Annotated in this window: 15 protein-coding genes; 12 read left to right on the forward strand and 3 right to left on the reverse strand. The window is 43.1% G+C overall.

Annotation, left to right across the window (positions count from 1 at the left end):
- Window positions 1-146: 146 nt before the first annotated feature.
- Window positions 147-653: a CpxP family protein gene (locus ACXJY6_RS13745; RefSeq protein WP_458768667.1), complete on the reverse strand. Its 507-nt coding sequence runs from the start codon at window positions 651-653 to the stop codon at window positions 147-149.
- 196 nt (window positions 654-849) lie between these two features.
- Between ACXJY6_RS13745 and ACXJY6_RS13750 the strand changes: the two genes are divergently transcribed.
- From ACXJY6_RS13750 to trmL, 3 genes are all read left to right on the forward strand, one after another.
- A complete protein-coding gene (locus tag ACXJY6_RS13750; RefSeq protein ID WP_456051592.1) occupies window positions 850-1,536 on the forward strand; it encodes a response regulator in 687 nt (228 codons plus the stop codon).
- The gene (cpxA, locus tag ACXJY6_RS13755; RefSeq protein WP_458768668.1) at window positions 1,536-2,948 is read left to right on the forward strand and encodes an envelope stress sensor histidine kinase CpxA; all 1,413 of its coding nucleotides are present in this window, start codon (window positions 1,536-1,538) and stop codon (window positions 2,946-2,948) included. Before ACXJY6_RS13750 ends, cpxA begins: the two co-directional genes overlap by 1 nt.
- Before the next feature lie 77 nt (window positions 2,949-3,025).
- Window positions 3,026-3,502, forward strand: a complete 477-nt coding sequence (gene trmL / locus ACXJY6_RS13760) for a tRNA (uridine(34)/cytosine(34)/5-carboxymethylaminomethyluridine(34)-2'-O)-methyltransferase TrmL (protein ID WP_458768689.1) — start codon at window positions 3,026-3,028, stop codon at window positions 3,500-3,502.
- 36 nt (window positions 3,503-3,538) lie between these two features.
- Here trmL and ACXJY6_RS13765 read toward each other — a convergent pair whose 3' ends face one another.
- Window positions 3,539-4,027: an FxsA family protein gene (locus ACXJY6_RS13765; RefSeq protein WP_458768690.1), complete on the reverse strand. Its 489-nt coding sequence runs from the start codon at window positions 4,025-4,027 to the stop codon at window positions 3,539-3,541.
- A 325-nt stretch (window positions 4,028-4,352) separates the two neighbouring features.
- Here ACXJY6_RS13765 and ACXJY6_RS13770 point away from each other — a divergent pair, with 325 nt between their 5' ends.
- From ACXJY6_RS13770 to ACXJY6_RS13785, 4 genes are all read left to right on the forward strand, one after another.
- A complete protein-coding gene (locus ACXJY6_RS13770; protein WP_458768669.1) occupies window positions 4,353-6,146 on the forward strand; it encodes a protein-disulfide reductase DsbD in 1,794 nt (597 codons plus the stop codon).
- 125 nt (window positions 6,147-6,271) lie between these two features.
- Window positions 6,272-6,901 (forward strand): response regulator, encoded by a 630-nt coding sequence (locus tag ACXJY6_RS13775; protein ID WP_456051588.1) that lies wholly within the window; start codon window positions 6,272-6,274, stop codon window positions 6,899-6,901.
- 260 nt (window positions 6,902-7,161) lie between these two features.
- The gene (locus ACXJY6_RS13780; RefSeq protein WP_456051587.1) at window positions 7,162-7,428 is read left to right on the forward strand and encodes a DUF4212 domain-containing protein; all 267 of its coding nucleotides are present in this window, start codon (window positions 7,162-7,164) and stop codon (window positions 7,426-7,428) included.
- Between the two features lie 12 nt (window positions 7,429-7,440).
- Entirely contained in the window at window positions 7,441-9,144 is a 1,704-nt protein-coding gene (locus tag ACXJY6_RS13785) for a sodium:solute symporter family protein (RefSeq protein WP_456051586.1), read from the forward strand.
- Window positions 9,145-9,247: 103 nt separating this feature from the next.
- On the opposite strand, the gene ACXJY6_RS13790 is transcribed toward ACXJY6_RS13785, so the two are convergent.
- Window positions 9,248-9,916, reverse strand: a complete 669-nt coding sequence (locus ACXJY6_RS13790; RefSeq protein WP_456051585.1) for a 7-cyano-7-deazaguanine/7-aminomethyl-7-deazaguanine transporter — start codon at window positions 9,914-9,916, stop codon at window positions 9,248-9,250.
- 314 nt (window positions 9,917-10,230) lie between these two features.
- Between ACXJY6_RS13790 and gmk the strand changes: the two genes are divergently transcribed.
- The 5 genes from gmk (at window position 10,231) to recG (ending at window position 16,384) form a co-directional block, all read left to right on the forward strand.
- The gene (gmk, locus tag ACXJY6_RS13795) at window positions 10,231-10,851 is read left to right on the forward strand and encodes a guanylate kinase (protein ID WP_456051764.1); all 621 of its coding nucleotides are present in this window, start codon (window positions 10,231-10,233) and stop codon (window positions 10,849-10,851) included.
- A gap of 112 nt (window positions 10,852-10,963) precedes the next feature.
- Window positions 10,964-11,236, forward strand: coding sequence for a DNA-directed RNA polymerase subunit omega (gene rpoZ / locus ACXJY6_RS13800; protein ID WP_456051584.1), 273 nt, complete (start codon window positions 10,964-10,966; stop codon window positions 11,234-11,236).
- 56 nt (window positions 11,237-11,292) lie between these two features.
- A complete protein-coding gene (gene spoT, locus ACXJY6_RS13805) occupies window positions 11,293-13,407 on the forward strand; it encodes a bifunctional GTP diphosphokinase/guanosine-3',5'-bis pyrophosphate 3'-pyrophosphohydrolase (protein ID WP_456051583.1) in 2,115 nt (704 codons plus the stop codon).
- 130 nt (window positions 13,408-13,537) lie between these two features.
- Window positions 13,538-14,224: a tRNA (guanosine(18)-2'-O)-methyltransferase TrmH gene (trmH, locus tag ACXJY6_RS13810; RefSeq protein WP_458768670.1), complete on the forward strand. Its 687-nt coding sequence runs from the start codon at window positions 13,538-13,540 to the stop codon at window positions 14,222-14,224.
- Window positions 14,225-14,302: 78 nt separating this feature from the next.
- Entirely contained in the window at window positions 14,303-16,384 is a 2,082-nt protein-coding gene (gene recG, locus ACXJY6_RS13815) for an ATP-dependent DNA helicase RecG (protein ID WP_458768671.1), read from the forward strand.
- The last annotated feature ends 1 nt before the right edge of the window (window position 16,385 follow it).

The following is a 16,385-nucleotide window of genomic DNA, read 5'->3' on the forward strand; positions in this document are numbered from 1 at the left end:
ATTATAGAAAGATCTACAGCACAACTTCATCAATTAATTGGTAAAAAAAACGAATTAAATTAACTCATTGATCAAGCTCAATAAAAACAAAAAGCAGCCACTCGGGCTGCTTAATATCGGTCACTTCTTACATTCGGGATTCAACGTTAGTTTGAACCTTTATTACCTTTATGTTTATGTCCGCCTTTTTTACCGTCCATATCGCAGCTGCCCATCTGATCTTGTTGCAGCTCTACAAGTTTTTCTTTCTGTTCGGGCGTTAAAATACTCATCATTTCAAAACGTTTTTTCAACTGTTCAACTCGTTTTTCAGCTTGGTCATCTACCATTTTTTTAGCAAGCTCTTGGGCAGCAGCTTCATCAAAGTCCGCCGCCATTACGATTTGCTTCTCTTGCGCACGCATTGCTTGCATCTCAGCTTGTCGTTCATTGCGATCTTTTGCCATATTGTCACGGCCCGCTTTACGAAGCTCGTCCATTTTTGCTTGTTGTTCAGATGTCAAATCAAGCTTTTTCATTAATGACTTCTCGGAACCATGTCTGCAGTTATCATCACGCCCTTCTTTACCTCCACCTTTTGCCATTACCGCAGTAGTGCTAAGTAGAATAGGAAGAACTGTTGCGCCTAGGATTACTTTTGTCATCTTTTTCATTTTGAATTCCTCAATTGTCATTATGTATTCTGTTTGCACGTTATCGTTATTGATTAGCGTATGGACTTAGAATACATAACACTGAGTCAAGCAACGTATAGCCATCGTAAACTTTCGTAAAGAGCAGAAAAAAGGTCAGTTTCACATTCGGTTTATGCGTAAACTAAGGGCATAAAGAAACACTAGGAGCGAGTCAATGCCGAATATATTACTTATAGATGATGACATCGAACTCACTTCGTTATTAAAAGAAGTCCTCTCTTTTGAAGGCTTCGAGGTAACGGAAGCGAATGACGGTGAAGCTGGATTAGCCGCTTTCAACGAGAGCATTGATCTGATTCTACTCGATGTCATGATGCCGAAACTAAATGGAATGGAAACATTAAAACGCCTGCGTGAGTTTTCCCACGTTCCCGTCCTGATGCTCACAGCAAAAGGAGAAGAGATTGACCGAGTCATTGGGTTAGAACTTGGAGCGGACGATTATCTACCTAAGCCGTTTAGTGATCGTGAGCTCATGGCAAGAATTCGAGCAATACTGCGTCGCTCTCAAGCTCTTGGAACAACGAAGCCATCGGATACTTTCGAATATCAAGAGATAAAGCTTCATCCTGGTAAACAAGAAGCCTATTTTAATGGCGAACTTCTGGACCTCACCACAACCGAATTTGCACTGCTTAGCCACTTTGTTAAAAACCCGGGGGAAACCCTAACGAAAGAGGCGCTCAGTCTGGATGTTTTGGGAAAACGTTTAGCGGCTTTTGACCGAGCCATCGATATGCATGTATCGAACCTGCGAAAAAAACTCCCTGAACGCGCTGATGGTAAACCTAGAATCAAAACTCTGCGTGGCCGTGGTTATATGATGATTTTGGAGGACTAATGACAATTATGTCGAGGCTCAACAGTCTTAATGGACGTATTTTCGCGATCTTCTGGCTCACGATTTGTATTGTTTTAGTTTCTGCTATCTACTTTACTCATCTCGACCCTCGTAAATCTCGCCCACTCGCTCAACATAAAATTGAGCGGTTAGAGTCGATCAAATACAGACTTGAGGAGCGCTTTAAAGGGGAGAATTTATCCACCATTACAGATCAACTCAACCTATCACTGCAAAAACGCCACAATAATGATGAAAGACCAAAAGACAAAGACCGACCAAGAGTCGTACTCTATTTAGCCAACGAACATGGGCAGATCATAAATAGCGTCGATAATAATGACTTCAAACTGCGTTTTATTCGCAACTTTATCACTAGTATCGATGATGTTAACCATCCTCAAGAACGACAGTATGGAAAGTACCAAATAACGGGTCCAGTTAAATTAAACCTAGCAGGTCAACCATTAACCCTTTACTCAAGTGCAAGAGGGAATGAACCATCGGTATTGTTGATTGGATTATTCGATCATCCAATTAGCTTATTTCTGACAATGATGCTCGTGAGTACTCCTTTTCTACTTTGGCTTTCGTGGGCCTTAAGTCAACCAGCGAAACGACTGGCTAGTGCTGCACAACGAGTAGCTCAAGGTGAGTTCCAAGTAGATGAAAAACTCGAGCAAGGTCCTAATGAGTTTCGTCAGGCTGGACGCAGTTTCAATCAAATGGTTGAGGCGGTAAATGGCATGATTTCGGGACAACAGCGCCTACTCTCTGATATTTCTCATGAACTGAGATCCCCTCTTACTCGCTTACGCATGGCCAATGGGTTAGCAAAACGTAAAACGGGTGAATCATCTGAGCTAGAACGCATTGATACCGAAGCACAACGCCTCGAGCAGATGATTGGCGAGCTACTCGAGCTTTCACGAATGCAAGTAAACAGTCATAGTGTTCGAGAAGAACAACCACTTGGCAGTTTATGGCAAGAGATGTTAGAAGATGCAGAATTTGAAGCCGAGCAAAGAAACAAGAAACTTAGCTTCTCACCTGTTCCAGATCGCATTATCTCAGGCACGCCAAAATTGTTAATGAGCGCGGTTGAGAATATTGTTCGCAACGCTATCTATTATGGGAAAGATCAAATCGTGGTTAATCTTGAGGCAAAAGAGAACACGATTCAGATATCTGTTGATGACAATGGTGAAGGCGTTCCCGAGACGGAACTTGACCAGATATTTCGTCCATTTTACCGCGTCTCTACCGCTCGAGATCGCCACAGTGGTGGAACGGGGCTAGGGCTTACGATAACCGAAAGCGCTGTCCGTCAACATAGTGGAACAATCACGGCCAATCGCAGTCACCTTGGCGGCTTGAAAGTCACCATGACGCTTCCAATAAAACCCGAGTAATTCAGTGCCAACTTGTGCTCAACAGGTTGGCACCTTTATACTTCGCTCTAATCTTTCTTCAATAGACATTAATGCCCATGTTTGATATCGCTTTATATGAGCCAGAAATTGCCCCAAATACCGGAAATATTATCCGCTTATGCGCGAATTGCGGCGCGAACCTCCATCTAATTGAACCGTTAGGGTTTGATTTAACAGAGAAGAAGGTGCGTAGAGCTGGCTTGGATTATCACGATTTAGCACGCGTCACTCGCCACGCAAACTATCAAGCATTTATCGAGCATTTAGAGCAGCGGGAACAAGACTATCGTCTCTTTGCCTGCACTACAAAAACCACAGGTCATCATGTCGATGCACGTTTCCAACAAGGAGATGTGTTGTTATTTGGCCCTGAGACTCGAGGGCTTCCAGCAGATGTGATTGAAAGTTTGCCGATGGAACAGCGAATTCGGATTCCGATGATGGCCGATGCGAGGAGTTTAAATCTCTCTAATGCGGTGGCAATTATTGCGTATGAAGCGTGGAGACAATTCGATTTTAATGGTTCGCTTTAACGAACCATTATTTTATTTCAGGGTTGTAGTAGGGATCTATTTGAGGCGATGTTGAGGATCATCATCGTCGTCATTTTTGCGCTCGTACTCTCCATCAAAGGTGTTACCGCCTGCATTTTGCTCAAAGCCTGAAGTTCTATGAGATTGAAAGCCGGATTGGAAATTCGTTCTCACTACCATTTTTGTCATTAAGTATTTTGCAATGTGGGCACGTGGAACAGGAAGCAGAACCAACATTCCCGCCAAATCAGTCATAAATCCTGGTGTTAACAATAACACGCCAGCCACTGCTAACATTACCCCTTCCAAGATTTGTTGAGCGGGTAATTCGCCTTGCTGCATGCGCTGTTGAACAGACATAAGTGTCATTAAGCCTTGGCTTCGAACTAATGATGCACCAGCAAACGCGGTAATAAGAACTAACGCAATCGTCGGCCATAAACCAAGAAAGCCACCGACCTGAATAAACAACGCAATCTCAATAATCGGGACAGCAATAAATGCGAGTAATAGAATAGGAAACACGTTCACCTCCAAATTTGTCTGCATTGAGTGTACCGCAAACCGTTTGCCTTGCGAATTAGATTACATAACTTTACTTGGGTTGTAACAATTTTAGCCTTCGCGATACTCACCAATAATATATGGAACTTATATACCCAAGTGACCTCTAAATGCAGGATTCAGAACAAGCTCATAAAATGACACACTTTAGTTATCCCACAAGGTGAGCAAATCATCACATTACACATTTTTGCGTTATGATACGCGTTCAAGTTGGTTAGTTCATTAAATGAGTTAATAAGGGAAACAACTTGTCACTGTTATTAAATGATTGGAAAAGGGTCATATGCGAACACTGTTAACCTTATTACTCAGCGTATATTGTTTTACATTGCCTGTTTGGGCTGCTTTCGAGAATACCAACAATGCTGACTTCTCTAATCAAACCAATCAATTTGTGCCTGTTGATCAAGCATTTCCGTTCGAGTATGAACAAACTAAAAATCAATTAAGCTTAGGTTGGCAAATCAAGCCCGGCTATTACCTCTATCAAGATCGTTTCGCGATTAAAGGTGAAGGTATAGACATCAGTTATACTTTGCCAAAAGGAATCGACTATCACGATCAGTACTTTGGCGATGTTGTCATCTACACCGAGCCTCTTCTATTTAATGCTCAGCTCAACTCTGTTCCAAATGATGCGACGCTTACAATCGAATATCAAGGGTGTGCCAAAGCTGGCTTATGTTACCCGCCAGAGCGTAAGATAATTCAAATTTCAGCAGTGACTCCTGAGAGTGATTCTGACTTGTCACAACTAACGCAGCCCGTAACTCAAAAAAAGAGCGAGCAACAAGGCTTTGCGGATTCACTTAACGATCACTCTTGGGCACTGTTGCTGTTTTTTGTTCTCGGAATCGGCCTTGCTTTCACACCTTGTGTTCTTCCGATGTACCCAATCATTACCAGTATTGTCCTTGGTTCTAAGTCTCTCACAAAAACTAAAGCGCTATGGCTCTCGTTTATCTACGTTCAGGGAATGGCAATAACCTATTCAATATTAGGATTGGTAGTTGCATCGGCTGGGTTAAAATTCCAAGCATTGCTGCAAAGCCCAGTCATTTTAATTGGTATATCACTCCTCTTTGTGGCTCTATCTTTATCGATGTTTGGCCTTTTCACCTTGCAGATGCCAAGCAGTATTCAAGTTCGCCTCTCAAATTGGAGCGCTAAACGTCAAGGTGGTGAGTCAATCAGTGTCTTTATCATGGGCGCGATTTCTGGCTTAATTTGCTCTCCTTGCACAACGGCTCCCCTTTCTGGTGCCTTGCTTTATGTGGCGCAGTCTGGTGATCTCGTTACCGGCGCTTCTGCTCTCTACTTACTCTCCTTAGGTATGGGCATTCCACTGATTATCGTCGCAGTATTTGGTCAACATCTGCTTCCTCGTTCAGGTGAATGGATGGATAAAGTAAAAACCGTGTTTGGCTTTGTACTTCTCGCGGCGCCTATTTTCCTTATCGAGAGGATTACCCCAACCTGGGTATCTGCATCACTCTGGTCTCTGCTTGGGTTAAGTGCGTTTGGCTGGCTTTATTGGCAGAAAAATCGCCTTCCTTTTGGTGGTTGGAAACAAACCGCATTGGGCGTTATTGCAGTACTCGGCATTATCGCATCAATCAAACCTATCTTGCCGTTTTTCATTGAGCCAGAATCGACATCCGTTGAACATCAATCATCTGCTCTCGCACCCTCTTTGGTGAGTTTCGTTTCAATAAAAACCATTGATGATTTACAGCGCGAGCTTGCGTTGGCGAAACAAAATCAACAACCGGTGATGCTGGATCTCTATGCAGATTGGTGTGTTGCATGTAAAGAGTTCGAGCACAAAACCTTTGCCGATAACGCAGTGGCAAAAGAGCTCGAAAACGTTCTCCTCCTGCAAGCTGATGTGACTAAAAACCAACCAGAAGATTTCGATTTACTCGCATCTTTAAAGGTACTTGGCTTACCAACAATCATATTTTGGGATGCTGAAGGGAAACAAATAGATGCTGCTCGTATTACAGGATTTATGGATGCTCCAAACTTTATCGAGCATATACAACAAGTTTTACCTGTCCAACCATCTTCTGATTAACTCAATTATGGAAAAATTGAGGGCGAAAAGGGGATAGAGTTCAGACTTTTTAGCCAACCCTATTGTCGGAAGCACTATCTAGGACAATACTTTAGTTAAACAAAATGTTAAAAGTGTAAAAACAAATGGATTCGAACTACACCATTATCATTGCTGATGATCATCCGCTCTTTCGTAATGCACTATTTCAATCGGTGCACATGGCGATCAGTGGCGCTAATTTATTAGAAGCCGATTCATTGGCTGCGTTGCTCGATCTCTTAACAAAAGATGCCGATCCTGATTTATTACTCCTCGATCTCAAAATGCCAGGTGCTAACGGGATGTCTGGGTTGATTCAGCTGCGAAATGAATATCCTGATCTTCCTATTGTTGTTATCTCAGCCAGTGAAGAAACCTCTGTCGTATCTCAAGTAAAACGTCACGGTGCGTTTGGGTTTATTCCAAAATCAAGTGATATGCGCACATTAATCAGCGCACTGAACCAAGTTCTTGCGGGTGACCCTTATTTCCCTGAAGGATTAAATGACATTAACGATGATGGCAACGATCTATCGGAGAAAATAGCCTCCCTAACCCCGCAGCAATATAAAGTGCTAAATATGCTGTCCGATGGACTGCTCAACAAACAAATTGCGTATGAACTGAATGTATCTGAAGCGACCATTAAAGCTCATATGACCGCTATTTTTCGCAAATTAGGGGTTAACAACCGAACCCAAGCCGTTATTCTATTAAATGGAATGCATGAGTAGTCTTTTGCTACTCATCATTTCCCCTACAACTCTCCTTATTTATTAAATAGATCATTTTATTTACATTATACTTTTGGCTAATAGGTAATATTATCTACCTCTCATCTTTCTCCTAAAATACCACCCAACAAATTAAACCACTGATTTATATAAATTTTAATTCAAGACTAAAGTTGGACAGATATTAGCCAACTAGGTTGGTATTCTTGTTTGGTAACATTCAGTTAACAAACAAATAACAAAAACGAAAGGAGACAGCCATGTCCTTCGAGTCAACCGAAAAGGCGCAGGCCTACTGGAAAGAGAACCTAAGCACTATGGGTACCCTACTCTCAATCTGGTTCATCGTATCTTATGGAGCAGGAATTCTATTTGTAGACGCTTTGAATAACATCCACTTAGGTGGTTTTAAACTAGGCTTTTGGTTTTCACAACAAGGTGCAATCTACACCTTTGTCGTGCTGATCTTTGTTTACGTTTGGCGTATGAACGCGCTAGACAAAAAATATAACGTACAAGAAGATTAAGAGGCGTAGCGAATGGATATTCAAACTTGGACCTTTATTCTCGTCGGCATTACCTTCGCTCTCTATATAGGGATTGCGATATGGGCACGTGCCGGCTCAACGAGTGAATTCTATGTTGCCGGTGGTGGTGTACACCCAGTTGCGAATGGAATGGCAACCGCTGCTGACTGGATGTCTGCGGCATCATTTATTTCGATGGCAGGTATCATCTCATTTATTGGTTATGATGGTGGTGTTTACCTAATGGGTTGGACCGGTGGGTACGTGTTACTTGCTCTTTGTTTAGCACCTTATCTGCGTAAGTTTGGCCAGTTTACGGTGCCAGATTTCATCGGTGAGCGTTACTACTCAAAAACAGCTCGTATGGTAGCGGTATTCTGTGCAATTTTCGTATCGTTTACTTATGTAGCTGGCCAAATGCGTGGCGTCGGTGTTGTATTCTCTCGTTTCCTTGAGGTTGACATCAACTTAGGCATTATCATTGGTATGGGTATCGTGTTCTTCTACGCGGTTCTTGGTGGCATGAAAGGCATCACTTATACGCAGGTTGCGCAATTCTGTGTTCTCATTTTCGCCTTCCTTGTTCCAGCGATCTTTACTTCAATCATGATGACGGGCAATCCATTACCACAAATAGGTATGGGTTCAACCATATCAGGTTCTGATGTCTACTTACTTGATAAGCTTGATGGATTAACAGAGGAACTCGGATTTACCGCCTATACCGAAGGTAATAAGAGCATGGTCGATGTATTCTTCATCTGTGCAGCTCTAATGGTAGGTACTGCGGGTCTTCCACATGTAATCATTCGTTTCTTCACTGTACCTAAAGTGCGTGACGCGCGTATCTCTGCAGGTTGGGCACTACTATTTATCTCTTTGCTATACACAACAGCACCAGGTGTTGCGGCGTTTGCTCGAGTAAATATGATTGAAACCATCAATGGTCCAGATATGCAAGGTGTCGCCGCTGAGGAAGCACCAAGCTGGTATAAAAACTGGGAAAGCACTGGTCTAGTTGGTTGGGAAGATAAGAACGGCGACGGCAAAATGTTCTACTCTGGCGATGATCGCAACGAGATGAGTATTAACCGTGACATTATCGTACTTGCCTCCCCTGAGTTGGCTCAACTTCCAAACTGGGTAGTTGCATTGCTTGCTGCTGGTGGCCTTGCTGCTGCACTATCTACCGCTGCTGGTCTACTACTGGTTATCTCAACGTCGATTTCACATGACTTGTTGAAGAAAGGCTTCAGACCTAATATGACCGATAAGCAAGAGTTGCTTGCAGCTCGACTTGCAGCCATGGTGGCCATCGTTGGTGCTGGTTATTTAGGTATCAACCCTCCTGGCTTCGTAGCACAGGTAGTGGCCTTCGCCTTCGGATTAGCGGCAGCATCGTTCTTCCCGGCAATCATCCTTGGTATTTTCTACAAGAAGATGAATAAAGAAGGGGCTATCGCAGGTATGTTGGCAGGTATTGCCTTCACCGCAAGTTACATCATCTACTTCAAGTTCATTAACCCAGCTGCAAGCACACCAGATAACTGGTGGTTTGGTATCAGCCCTGAAGGCATCGGTACACTGGGTATGTGTCTAAACTTTGTTGTCTCAATTGTTGTCAACAAGTTCACAGCTGAAGTACCAGAAGATGTGCAAGATATGGTGGAATCGATTCGTTTCCCTAAAGGTGCTGGAGAAGCTCACGATCACTAAGTCACTTATTCTTAAGTAACTAACGAGCTTTAACAGAAACAACAAAGCCCAAGTAAGAGATTTCTTACTTGGGCTTTTTATTGTTCTCTAAATAGTATGACTCTTAGTTTACGCCAGCAACTTTAAAATCTGCGTTCGTCGAGGTGATCTTTTTAACCAAATAATTAAGCAACACACCATAGATTGGAACAAATAAACCAATGCTGATGACCACTTTAAATCCAAAATCAACCCACGCGATTTCTTGCCAATTCGCCGCCATAAATGGATCGGGACTTTGATAAAAAGCAATAGCAAAAAACGCAAGTGTGTCTATCGCATTGCCGAAAAAAGTGGAACATAACGGTGCAATCCACCACTGTTTCATTTGGCGCAAACGGTTAAACACGTGCACATCTAAAATCTGCCCTAACATGTAAGCCATAAAGCTTGCGACAGCAATACGAGCAACAAACCAATTCATTTCAGATAAGGCAGCAAATCCTTGGAATTGAGCTTCGTAAAAAATGACCGACAAAACATACGACACAACCAGAGCCGGTAACATAACGAAGAAAATGATCTTTCTTGCCAATTGAGCACCAAAAATACGTACCGTTAAATCCGTTGCTAAGAAAACGAAAGGAAAAGTAAATGCACCCCATGTGGTATGAAAACCAAACACGGTAAAGGGGACTTGAACCAGATAGTTACTAGAGGTAATCACAACAATGTGAAATAAAACGAGATAGCTTAAAGCTTTGCGCATTTGTACGGAGGTAAAACTAGACATATTGTACCTTTTTAGTTTGATTTGGGGGTGAGGGAACCCAAATGTATAAAGAGTGTTAAGTATAATTTTGATGTCTAAACATCGAGGGCAGCGATTATACGTATTTCTTTTGCGTATGCAACGGATTCACAAAACATAATAAATTGGACAAATCCATTATTCTCACCCTAGTTTAATCCCTAATGTGCTTGAGAAGATCATCAAGATCATGCTACTCTTCGCGTCCATTTTTCCACCAATAGGTTGGGGAAATCATATTTTTTCGTCAAACCTTCTTTTGACATTCATCCAATTAGCATTGTGGAAGAGAAATGATAGGTAAAGGTACTCTTTATATTGTCTCTGCTCCTAGTGGCGCAGGTAAATCGAGCTTAATTGCAGCATTATTGGAAACCAATCCAACATACGCAATGAAAGTCTCTGTCTCTCACACCACGCGTGGCCCACGCCCAGGTGAAGAAGATGGCGTTCACTACCACTTTGTTGAAAAGGCAAACTTTGAAGCCTTAATCGAGAAAGGTGAATTTCTTGAATACGCAGAAGTATTCGGAAATTACTATGGTACATCGCGAGCTTGGATTGAAGAAAACTTGGAGAAAGGGATAGATATCTTTTTGGACATAGACTGGCAAGGTGCGCAACAAATTCGCCCACAAATGCCGTTAGCAAAAAGTGTCTTTATTTTACCGCCTTCAAAAGAAGAGTTAGAACGCCGACTAAATGCTCGTGGGCAAGATAATGAAGAAGTGATAGCCAAACGAATGAGTGAAGCTCAATCTGAGATATCGCACTATTCTGAATACGATTATGTCATTGTAAATGATGATTTTGATGTCGCATTAATGGACTTCAAAGCTATTATTCGAGCTGAACGTGTTCAACAAAGTAAGCAAGCTGCTAAATACAGCAGCATGATTAATGAACTTCTACGCTAATTAATTAGTCGTAAGAGGTTTTCCGATAGAGTCTACACCTAGTCACACATAGAGTTAGGTTGTATACTTTCTATTCATACATTGAAATATTGATAAATTATTTGGAGTTCTCATGGCACGCGTAACTGTTCAAGACGCCGTTGAAAAAGTTGGCAACCGCTTCGATCTCGTTCTTATTGCGGCTCGCCGCGCTCGTCAAATGCAAACTGGCGGTAAAGATTCTCTAGTGCCAGAAGAGAACGATAAGCCTACGGTTATTGCTCTTCGTGAAATTGAAGATGGTCTAATTACAAAAGATGTATTAGATGCTCGCGAACGCCAAGAGCAACAAGAGCAAGAAGCAGCAGAATTAGCCGCGGTTAGCAGTATTACTCATACCCGCTAACTTTTAGCTAATTTACAGCTAACAAGAATAACACGACGATTTTACGGGCCTAGAATTTGTATCTATTTGATAGTCTCAAAGAGGTCGCCCAAGAATACTTAACAGAGCCTCAAATTGAGGCTCTGCGTCACTCTTACGTAGTTGCACGAGATGCACACGAAGGGCAGACACGTTCAAGTGGTGAACCTTACATTATCCATCCAGTTGCGGTAGCTAGAATTCTTGCAGAAATGCGTTTAGATCTAGAGACTCTACAGGCAGCTCTGCTTCATGACGTCATTGAGGATACGCAAGTCAGCAAAGCCTCTCTTGAAACTCAATTTGGCAGTGCGGTTGCTGAATTGGTTGATGGTGTTTCAAAGCTCGATAAACTCAAATTTCGTGACCGTAAAGAAGCACAAGCAGAAAACTTTCGCAAAATGGTTCTTGCGATGGTTCAAGACATCCGTGTTATTTTAATCAAGCTCTCTGACCGTACCCATAACATGCGTACGCTTGGTGCCTTACGTCCAGATAAACGACGACGTATCGCACGAGAAACTCTTGAGATCTATGCACCATTAGCCCACCGACTGGGTATCCATAATATCAAGTCCGAGCTTGAAGAGTTAGGTTTTGAAGCACTTTATCCGAATCGCTTTCGTGTCTTAAAAAATGTCGTAAAATCCGCTCGCGGAAATCGCCGAGAAATTATCCAACGTATCCATGACGATCTTGAAGGTCGTTTGGTTGACTTTGGTCTCGATGCCCGAGTCTATGGACGCGAGAAAAACCTCTACTCCATCTACAAAAAAATGAAAACAAAAGAACAGCGTTTCCATACCATTATGGATATTTACGCGTTCCGCATTATTGTAGATTCTGCCGACAGTTGCTATCGCGCCCTTGGCCAAGTTCACGGTCTTTTTAAGCCTCGTCCGGGACGTATGAAAGATTATATCGCGGTACCGAAAGCCAATGGCTATCAATCGATCCATACTTCAATGGTTGGGCCTCATGGTGTCCCTGTTGAAGTACAGATTCGTACCGAAGATATGGATCAGATGGCGGATAAAGGAATTGCGGCCCATTGGTCGTATAAAACCAACGGTGAGCGAACAGGCACAACAGCACAAGTGAAAGCACAACGTTGGATGCAAAGTTTACTAGAACTTCAACAAAGTGCGGGAACTTCGTTCGAGTTTATCGAAAACGTTAAGTCTGATCTCTTTCCCGACGAAATTTACGTCTTTACACCGAAAGGACGTATTGTTGAACTGCCTGCTGATGCAACCGCCGTCGACTTTGCGTATGCAGTACATACCGATGTTGGTAACACCTGTGTTGGTGCTCGTGTCGATCGCAACCCATACCCTCTGAGCAAAGCACTGAAAAATGGCCAAACTGTAGAAATTATAAGTGCTCCAGGTGCACGCCCTAATGCGGCTTGGCTCAACTACGTTGTGACCTCTCGAGCCAGAACTAAGATTCGCCAAGTATTGAAAACAATGCGCCGAGAAGAATCGATAAGTTTAGGTCGTCGTTTATTAAATCATGCTCTTGGCGAACTATCGGTAAACGATATCGCTGAAGATACCATCCATATGGTTCTTACTGATCTTAAACTAGAGAGCGTTGACGATTTACTAGCATCGATTGGTCTTGGTGAATTAATGAGTATCGTCATTGCCCGACGCTTACTCGGTAACGACGAAGGCATCGTTGTACAGGATAATGGCTCACCTAAACGTAAGCTTCCGATACGTGGCGCTGAAGGTATTCTTCTTAACTTTGCCAACTGTTGTCACCCGATCCCTGATGATCATATCGTTGCTCATATTTCTCCAGGTAAAGGGCTTGTCGTCCACCGTGAAACATGCGCCAATGTTCGAGGCTATCAACGCGAACCTGATAAATATATGGCCGTTGAATGGTCAGATGATTACGACCAAGAATTTATCACCGAACTGTCTGTTGATATGATGAATAATCAAGGCGCCTTGGCGTCATTAACTAATGTGATATCCAAAACAGGTTCGAATATTCACGGACTTTCTACCGAAGAGAAAGACGGTCGTCTGTACACCATATCGGTATTACTTTCGACTAAAGATCGAGTGCACTTGGCTAAGATTATGAAAAGAATAAAGACAATGCCTCAAGCGCTAAAGGTAAAACGGAAGAGAAGTTAATAACGACGTTGGGAGAAATCTCAAATCATATTAATGCTAACAATATATTGTAAGCCCTTGATATAAAACGGTATCAAGGGCTTATATTTTAACTAACTCAATTAAATGAAACGTCATTGCTGCCACTGTTATGAATATTGAACGCTACAATCGTATCCAAGAAGTACTAAAAGCTCGCCAAGCTGACCTTACTCTGTGTTTAGAGGAAGTCCACAAACCCAATAATGTATCGGCAATAGTTCGTACTGCCGATGCTGTCGGTCTTCATAAAATCCACGCAGTTTGGCCAAATGGAAAAATGAAAACGTTAACTCATACCTCTGCAGGCGCTCGAAATTGGGTAGAAGTTGAGACCTATGAAGATACAGGCTCTGCGTTAACGGAGCTTAAGCAACAAAATATGCAGCTATTGGTGACCAACTTATCGGACACCGCAGTCGACTTTCGAGACATTGATTACACCAAACCCACAGCGGTGATCCTTGGCGGAGAAAAATTTGGCGTATCAAAACAAGCGTTAGAAATGGCTGATCAAGATATCATTATACCTATGGTTGGTATGGTTCAATCACTCAATGTTTCGGTAGCTAGCGCGCTGATCCTTTATGAAGCACAGCGCCAACGTCAACTTGCTGGAATGTATCAACAAGAGAAAAGCCCACTCAGTGATGAAGAGATCAACCGAATTTTATTTGAACGCGGCCATCCAGTACTCGCTAATGTTGCCAAGAAGAAAGGCCTACCTTTTCCCTTGCTCGACCAAGAAGGGCAAATCATTGCAAGCCCAGAATGGTGGAGTGCGATGCAGAGCAAATAACTCACTAAAAAGTCCTGTACAAAAAAACAGTTAAGTGCTTGAATAATTGCTACACCTATACGCTACAAGAGTCCGATTATGTCCCAACTGCTTTCTGCTGTCCCACTAACCTCTTTAGCTGGAGTTGGGGCTAAAGTCGCTGAAAAGCTAGCAAAAATCGGACTAAATTCGGTGCAAGACTTACTCTTTCACCTACCACTACGTTATGAAGATCGTACTCGCGTTTACCCTATTGCGAAGCTCCACCCTGGAATGTGGGGAGCAGCGCAAGGAAAGGTCATGGCCGTCGATACTCTGTTTGGGCGACGCAAAATGCTCGCCGTGAAAATTAGTGATGGAAATGGCTCACTCACGTTACGGTTTTTTAACTTTAATGCGGGAATGAAAAACAACTTTAGCGAAGGTAAAACGGTTCACGCCTACGGTGAAATTAAACGAGGTATGGGTGGGTTAGAAATTATTCATCCAGATTACAAGTTTCAGACCCAAGATAAGGCGGTTTCTGAAACGCCGACAACCTTGACGGCAGTTTATCCCACCACGGAAGGATTACGCCAAATAACGTTACGTAACCTGACTGATCAAGCTCTAACCCTTTTGCAAAAGTCGGCAGTACGAGAACTCATTCCAGAAGGGTTGCAACCGAATCAACTCACCCTAGAGCAAGCGCTCGCGATCATTCATCATCCACCTGCAACAATTGATCTAGAATTGTTTGACCAAGGGCGCCATCCAGCACAATTGCGCTTAATTACCGAAGAACTGCTCGCTCAGAATCTCTCGATGCTTGCGGTACGCAGTCAGGGACATCAGGATACCGCCAAAGCACTGCCCTGTTCTAAAAATCTCAAAGCTTCATTTTTGCAGCAGCTTCCTTTTAGTCCAACTAATGCTCAAAATCGTGTGTCTAAAGAAATCGAACACGACCTTCAACAACCTCACCCAATGATGCGTTTAGTTCAAGGAGATGTCGGTTCTGGTAAAACCCTTGTTGCGGCATTGGCAGCACTCAATGCGCTTGAACAAGGTCACCAAGTCGCGCTCATGGCACCAACTGAATTGCTTGCCGAGCAACATGCTTTAAACTTTTCAACATGGCTTGAACCACTTGGCATAAAAGTAGGTTGGTTAGCAGGGAAACTAAAAGGGAAAGCTCGCGATGCTTCGTTAACCGATATTGCAAGTGGCGAAGCGCAAATGGTGGTGGGAACTCATGCGCTATTTCAAGAGCAGGTTGAATTCAACCAATTGGCTCTGGTTATTATTGATGAACAACACCGATTTGGGGTCCACCAGCGACTGGAGCTTAGAGAAAAAGGGGCCAAGCAAGGCTACTATCCTCATCAATTAATTATGACCGCGACTCCGATACCTAGAACGTTAGCAATGACCGCCTATGCCGATCTCGATACCTCTATTATTGATGAACTCCCACCGGGACGCACCCCAATCCAAACCGTGGCAATTCCAGACACTAAGCGTGATGACATTGTAGAGCGAATTCGCCGAGCTTGTCTTGACGAAGGCAAACAAGTCTACTGGGTTTGTACCTTAATCGATGAATCAGAAGTCTTAGAAGCTCAAGCAGCCGAAGAAATCGCTCAAGAATTACGAACTCGTTTACCTGAAATACACATTGGACTGGTTCATGGCCGAATGAAATCGAAAGAAAAACAAGAGGTAATGAGTCAATTTAAAGCGAATCAACTGCAACTGCTGGTCGCAACTACGGTTATTGAAGTTGGAGTAGATGTCCCTAATGCAAGCTTAATGGTTATCGAAAACCCTGAGCGCTTGGGGTTAGCTCAACTTCATCAATTACGGGGTCGAGTCGGTCGAGGCTCCGTCGCCAGCCACTGTGTATTGCTCTACCATGCACCATTATCAAAAACCGCACAAAAACGATTAGGGGTACTGCGAGAAAGTAATGACGGATTTGTTATCGCTCAGCGCGATCTTGAGATTCGTGGCCCCGGTGAACTGCTTGGCACCAAACAAACAGGGCTGGCTGATTTTAAGATCGCCGATCTGGTTCGCGACCAACGTCTGATTCCCGATGTTCAAAAGCTGTCGCATCACATTCATCAGCAATACCCCGAACAGGCAAAAGCGATTATCGAACGTTGGCTAGGCAATCGCGACCTCTACGCTAAAGCATAAC

The sequence above is a fragment of the Vibrio phycocola genome (genome assembly GCF_054404255.1).

Excerpts from the sequence above, each read along its gene's own strand:
- ACXJY6_RS13745 (WP_458768667.1), bottom strand. The coding sequence starts at position 653 with ATGAAAAAGATGACAAAAGTAATCCTAGGCGCAACAGTTCTTCCTATT.
- ACXJY6_RS13750 (WP_456051592.1), top strand. The coding sequence starts at position 850 with ATGCCGAATATATTACTTATAGATGATGACATCGAACTCACTTCGTTA.
- cpxA (WP_458768668.1), top strand. The coding sequence starts at position 1,536 with ATGACAATTATGTCGAGGCTCAACAGTCTTAATGGACGTATTTTCGCG.
- trmL (WP_458768689.1), top strand. The coding sequence starts at position 3,026 with ATGTTTGATATCGCTTTATATGAGCCAGAAATTGCCCCAAATACCGGA.
- ACXJY6_RS13770 (WP_458768669.1), top strand. The coding sequence starts at position 4,353 with ATGCGAACACTGTTAACCTTATTACTCAGCGTATATTGTTTTACATTG.
- ACXJY6_RS13775 (WP_456051588.1), top strand. The coding sequence starts at position 6,272 with ATGGATTCGAACTACACCATTATCATTGCTGATGATCATCCGCTCTTT.
- ACXJY6_RS13780 (WP_456051587.1), top strand. The coding sequence starts at position 7,162 with ATGTCCTTCGAGTCAACCGAAAAGGCGCAGGCCTACTGGAAAGAGAAC.
- ACXJY6_RS13785 (WP_456051586.1), top strand. The coding sequence starts at position 7,441 with ATGGATATTCAAACTTGGACCTTTATTCTCGTCGGCATTACCTTCGCT.
- ACXJY6_RS13790 (WP_456051585.1), bottom strand. The coding sequence starts at position 9,916 with ATGTCTAGTTTTACCTCCGTACAAATGCGCAAAGCTTTAAGCTATCTC.
- rpoZ (WP_456051584.1), top strand. The coding sequence starts at position 10,964 with ATGGCACGCGTAACTGTTCAAGACGCCGTTGAAAAAGTTGGCAACCGC.
- trmH (WP_458768670.1), top strand. The coding sequence starts at position 13,538 with ATGAATATTGAACGCTACAATCGTATCCAAGAAGTACTAAAAGCTCGC.
- recG (WP_458768671.1), top strand. The coding sequence starts at position 14,303 with ATGTCCCAACTGCTTTCTGCTGTCCCACTAACCTCTTTAGCTGGAGTT.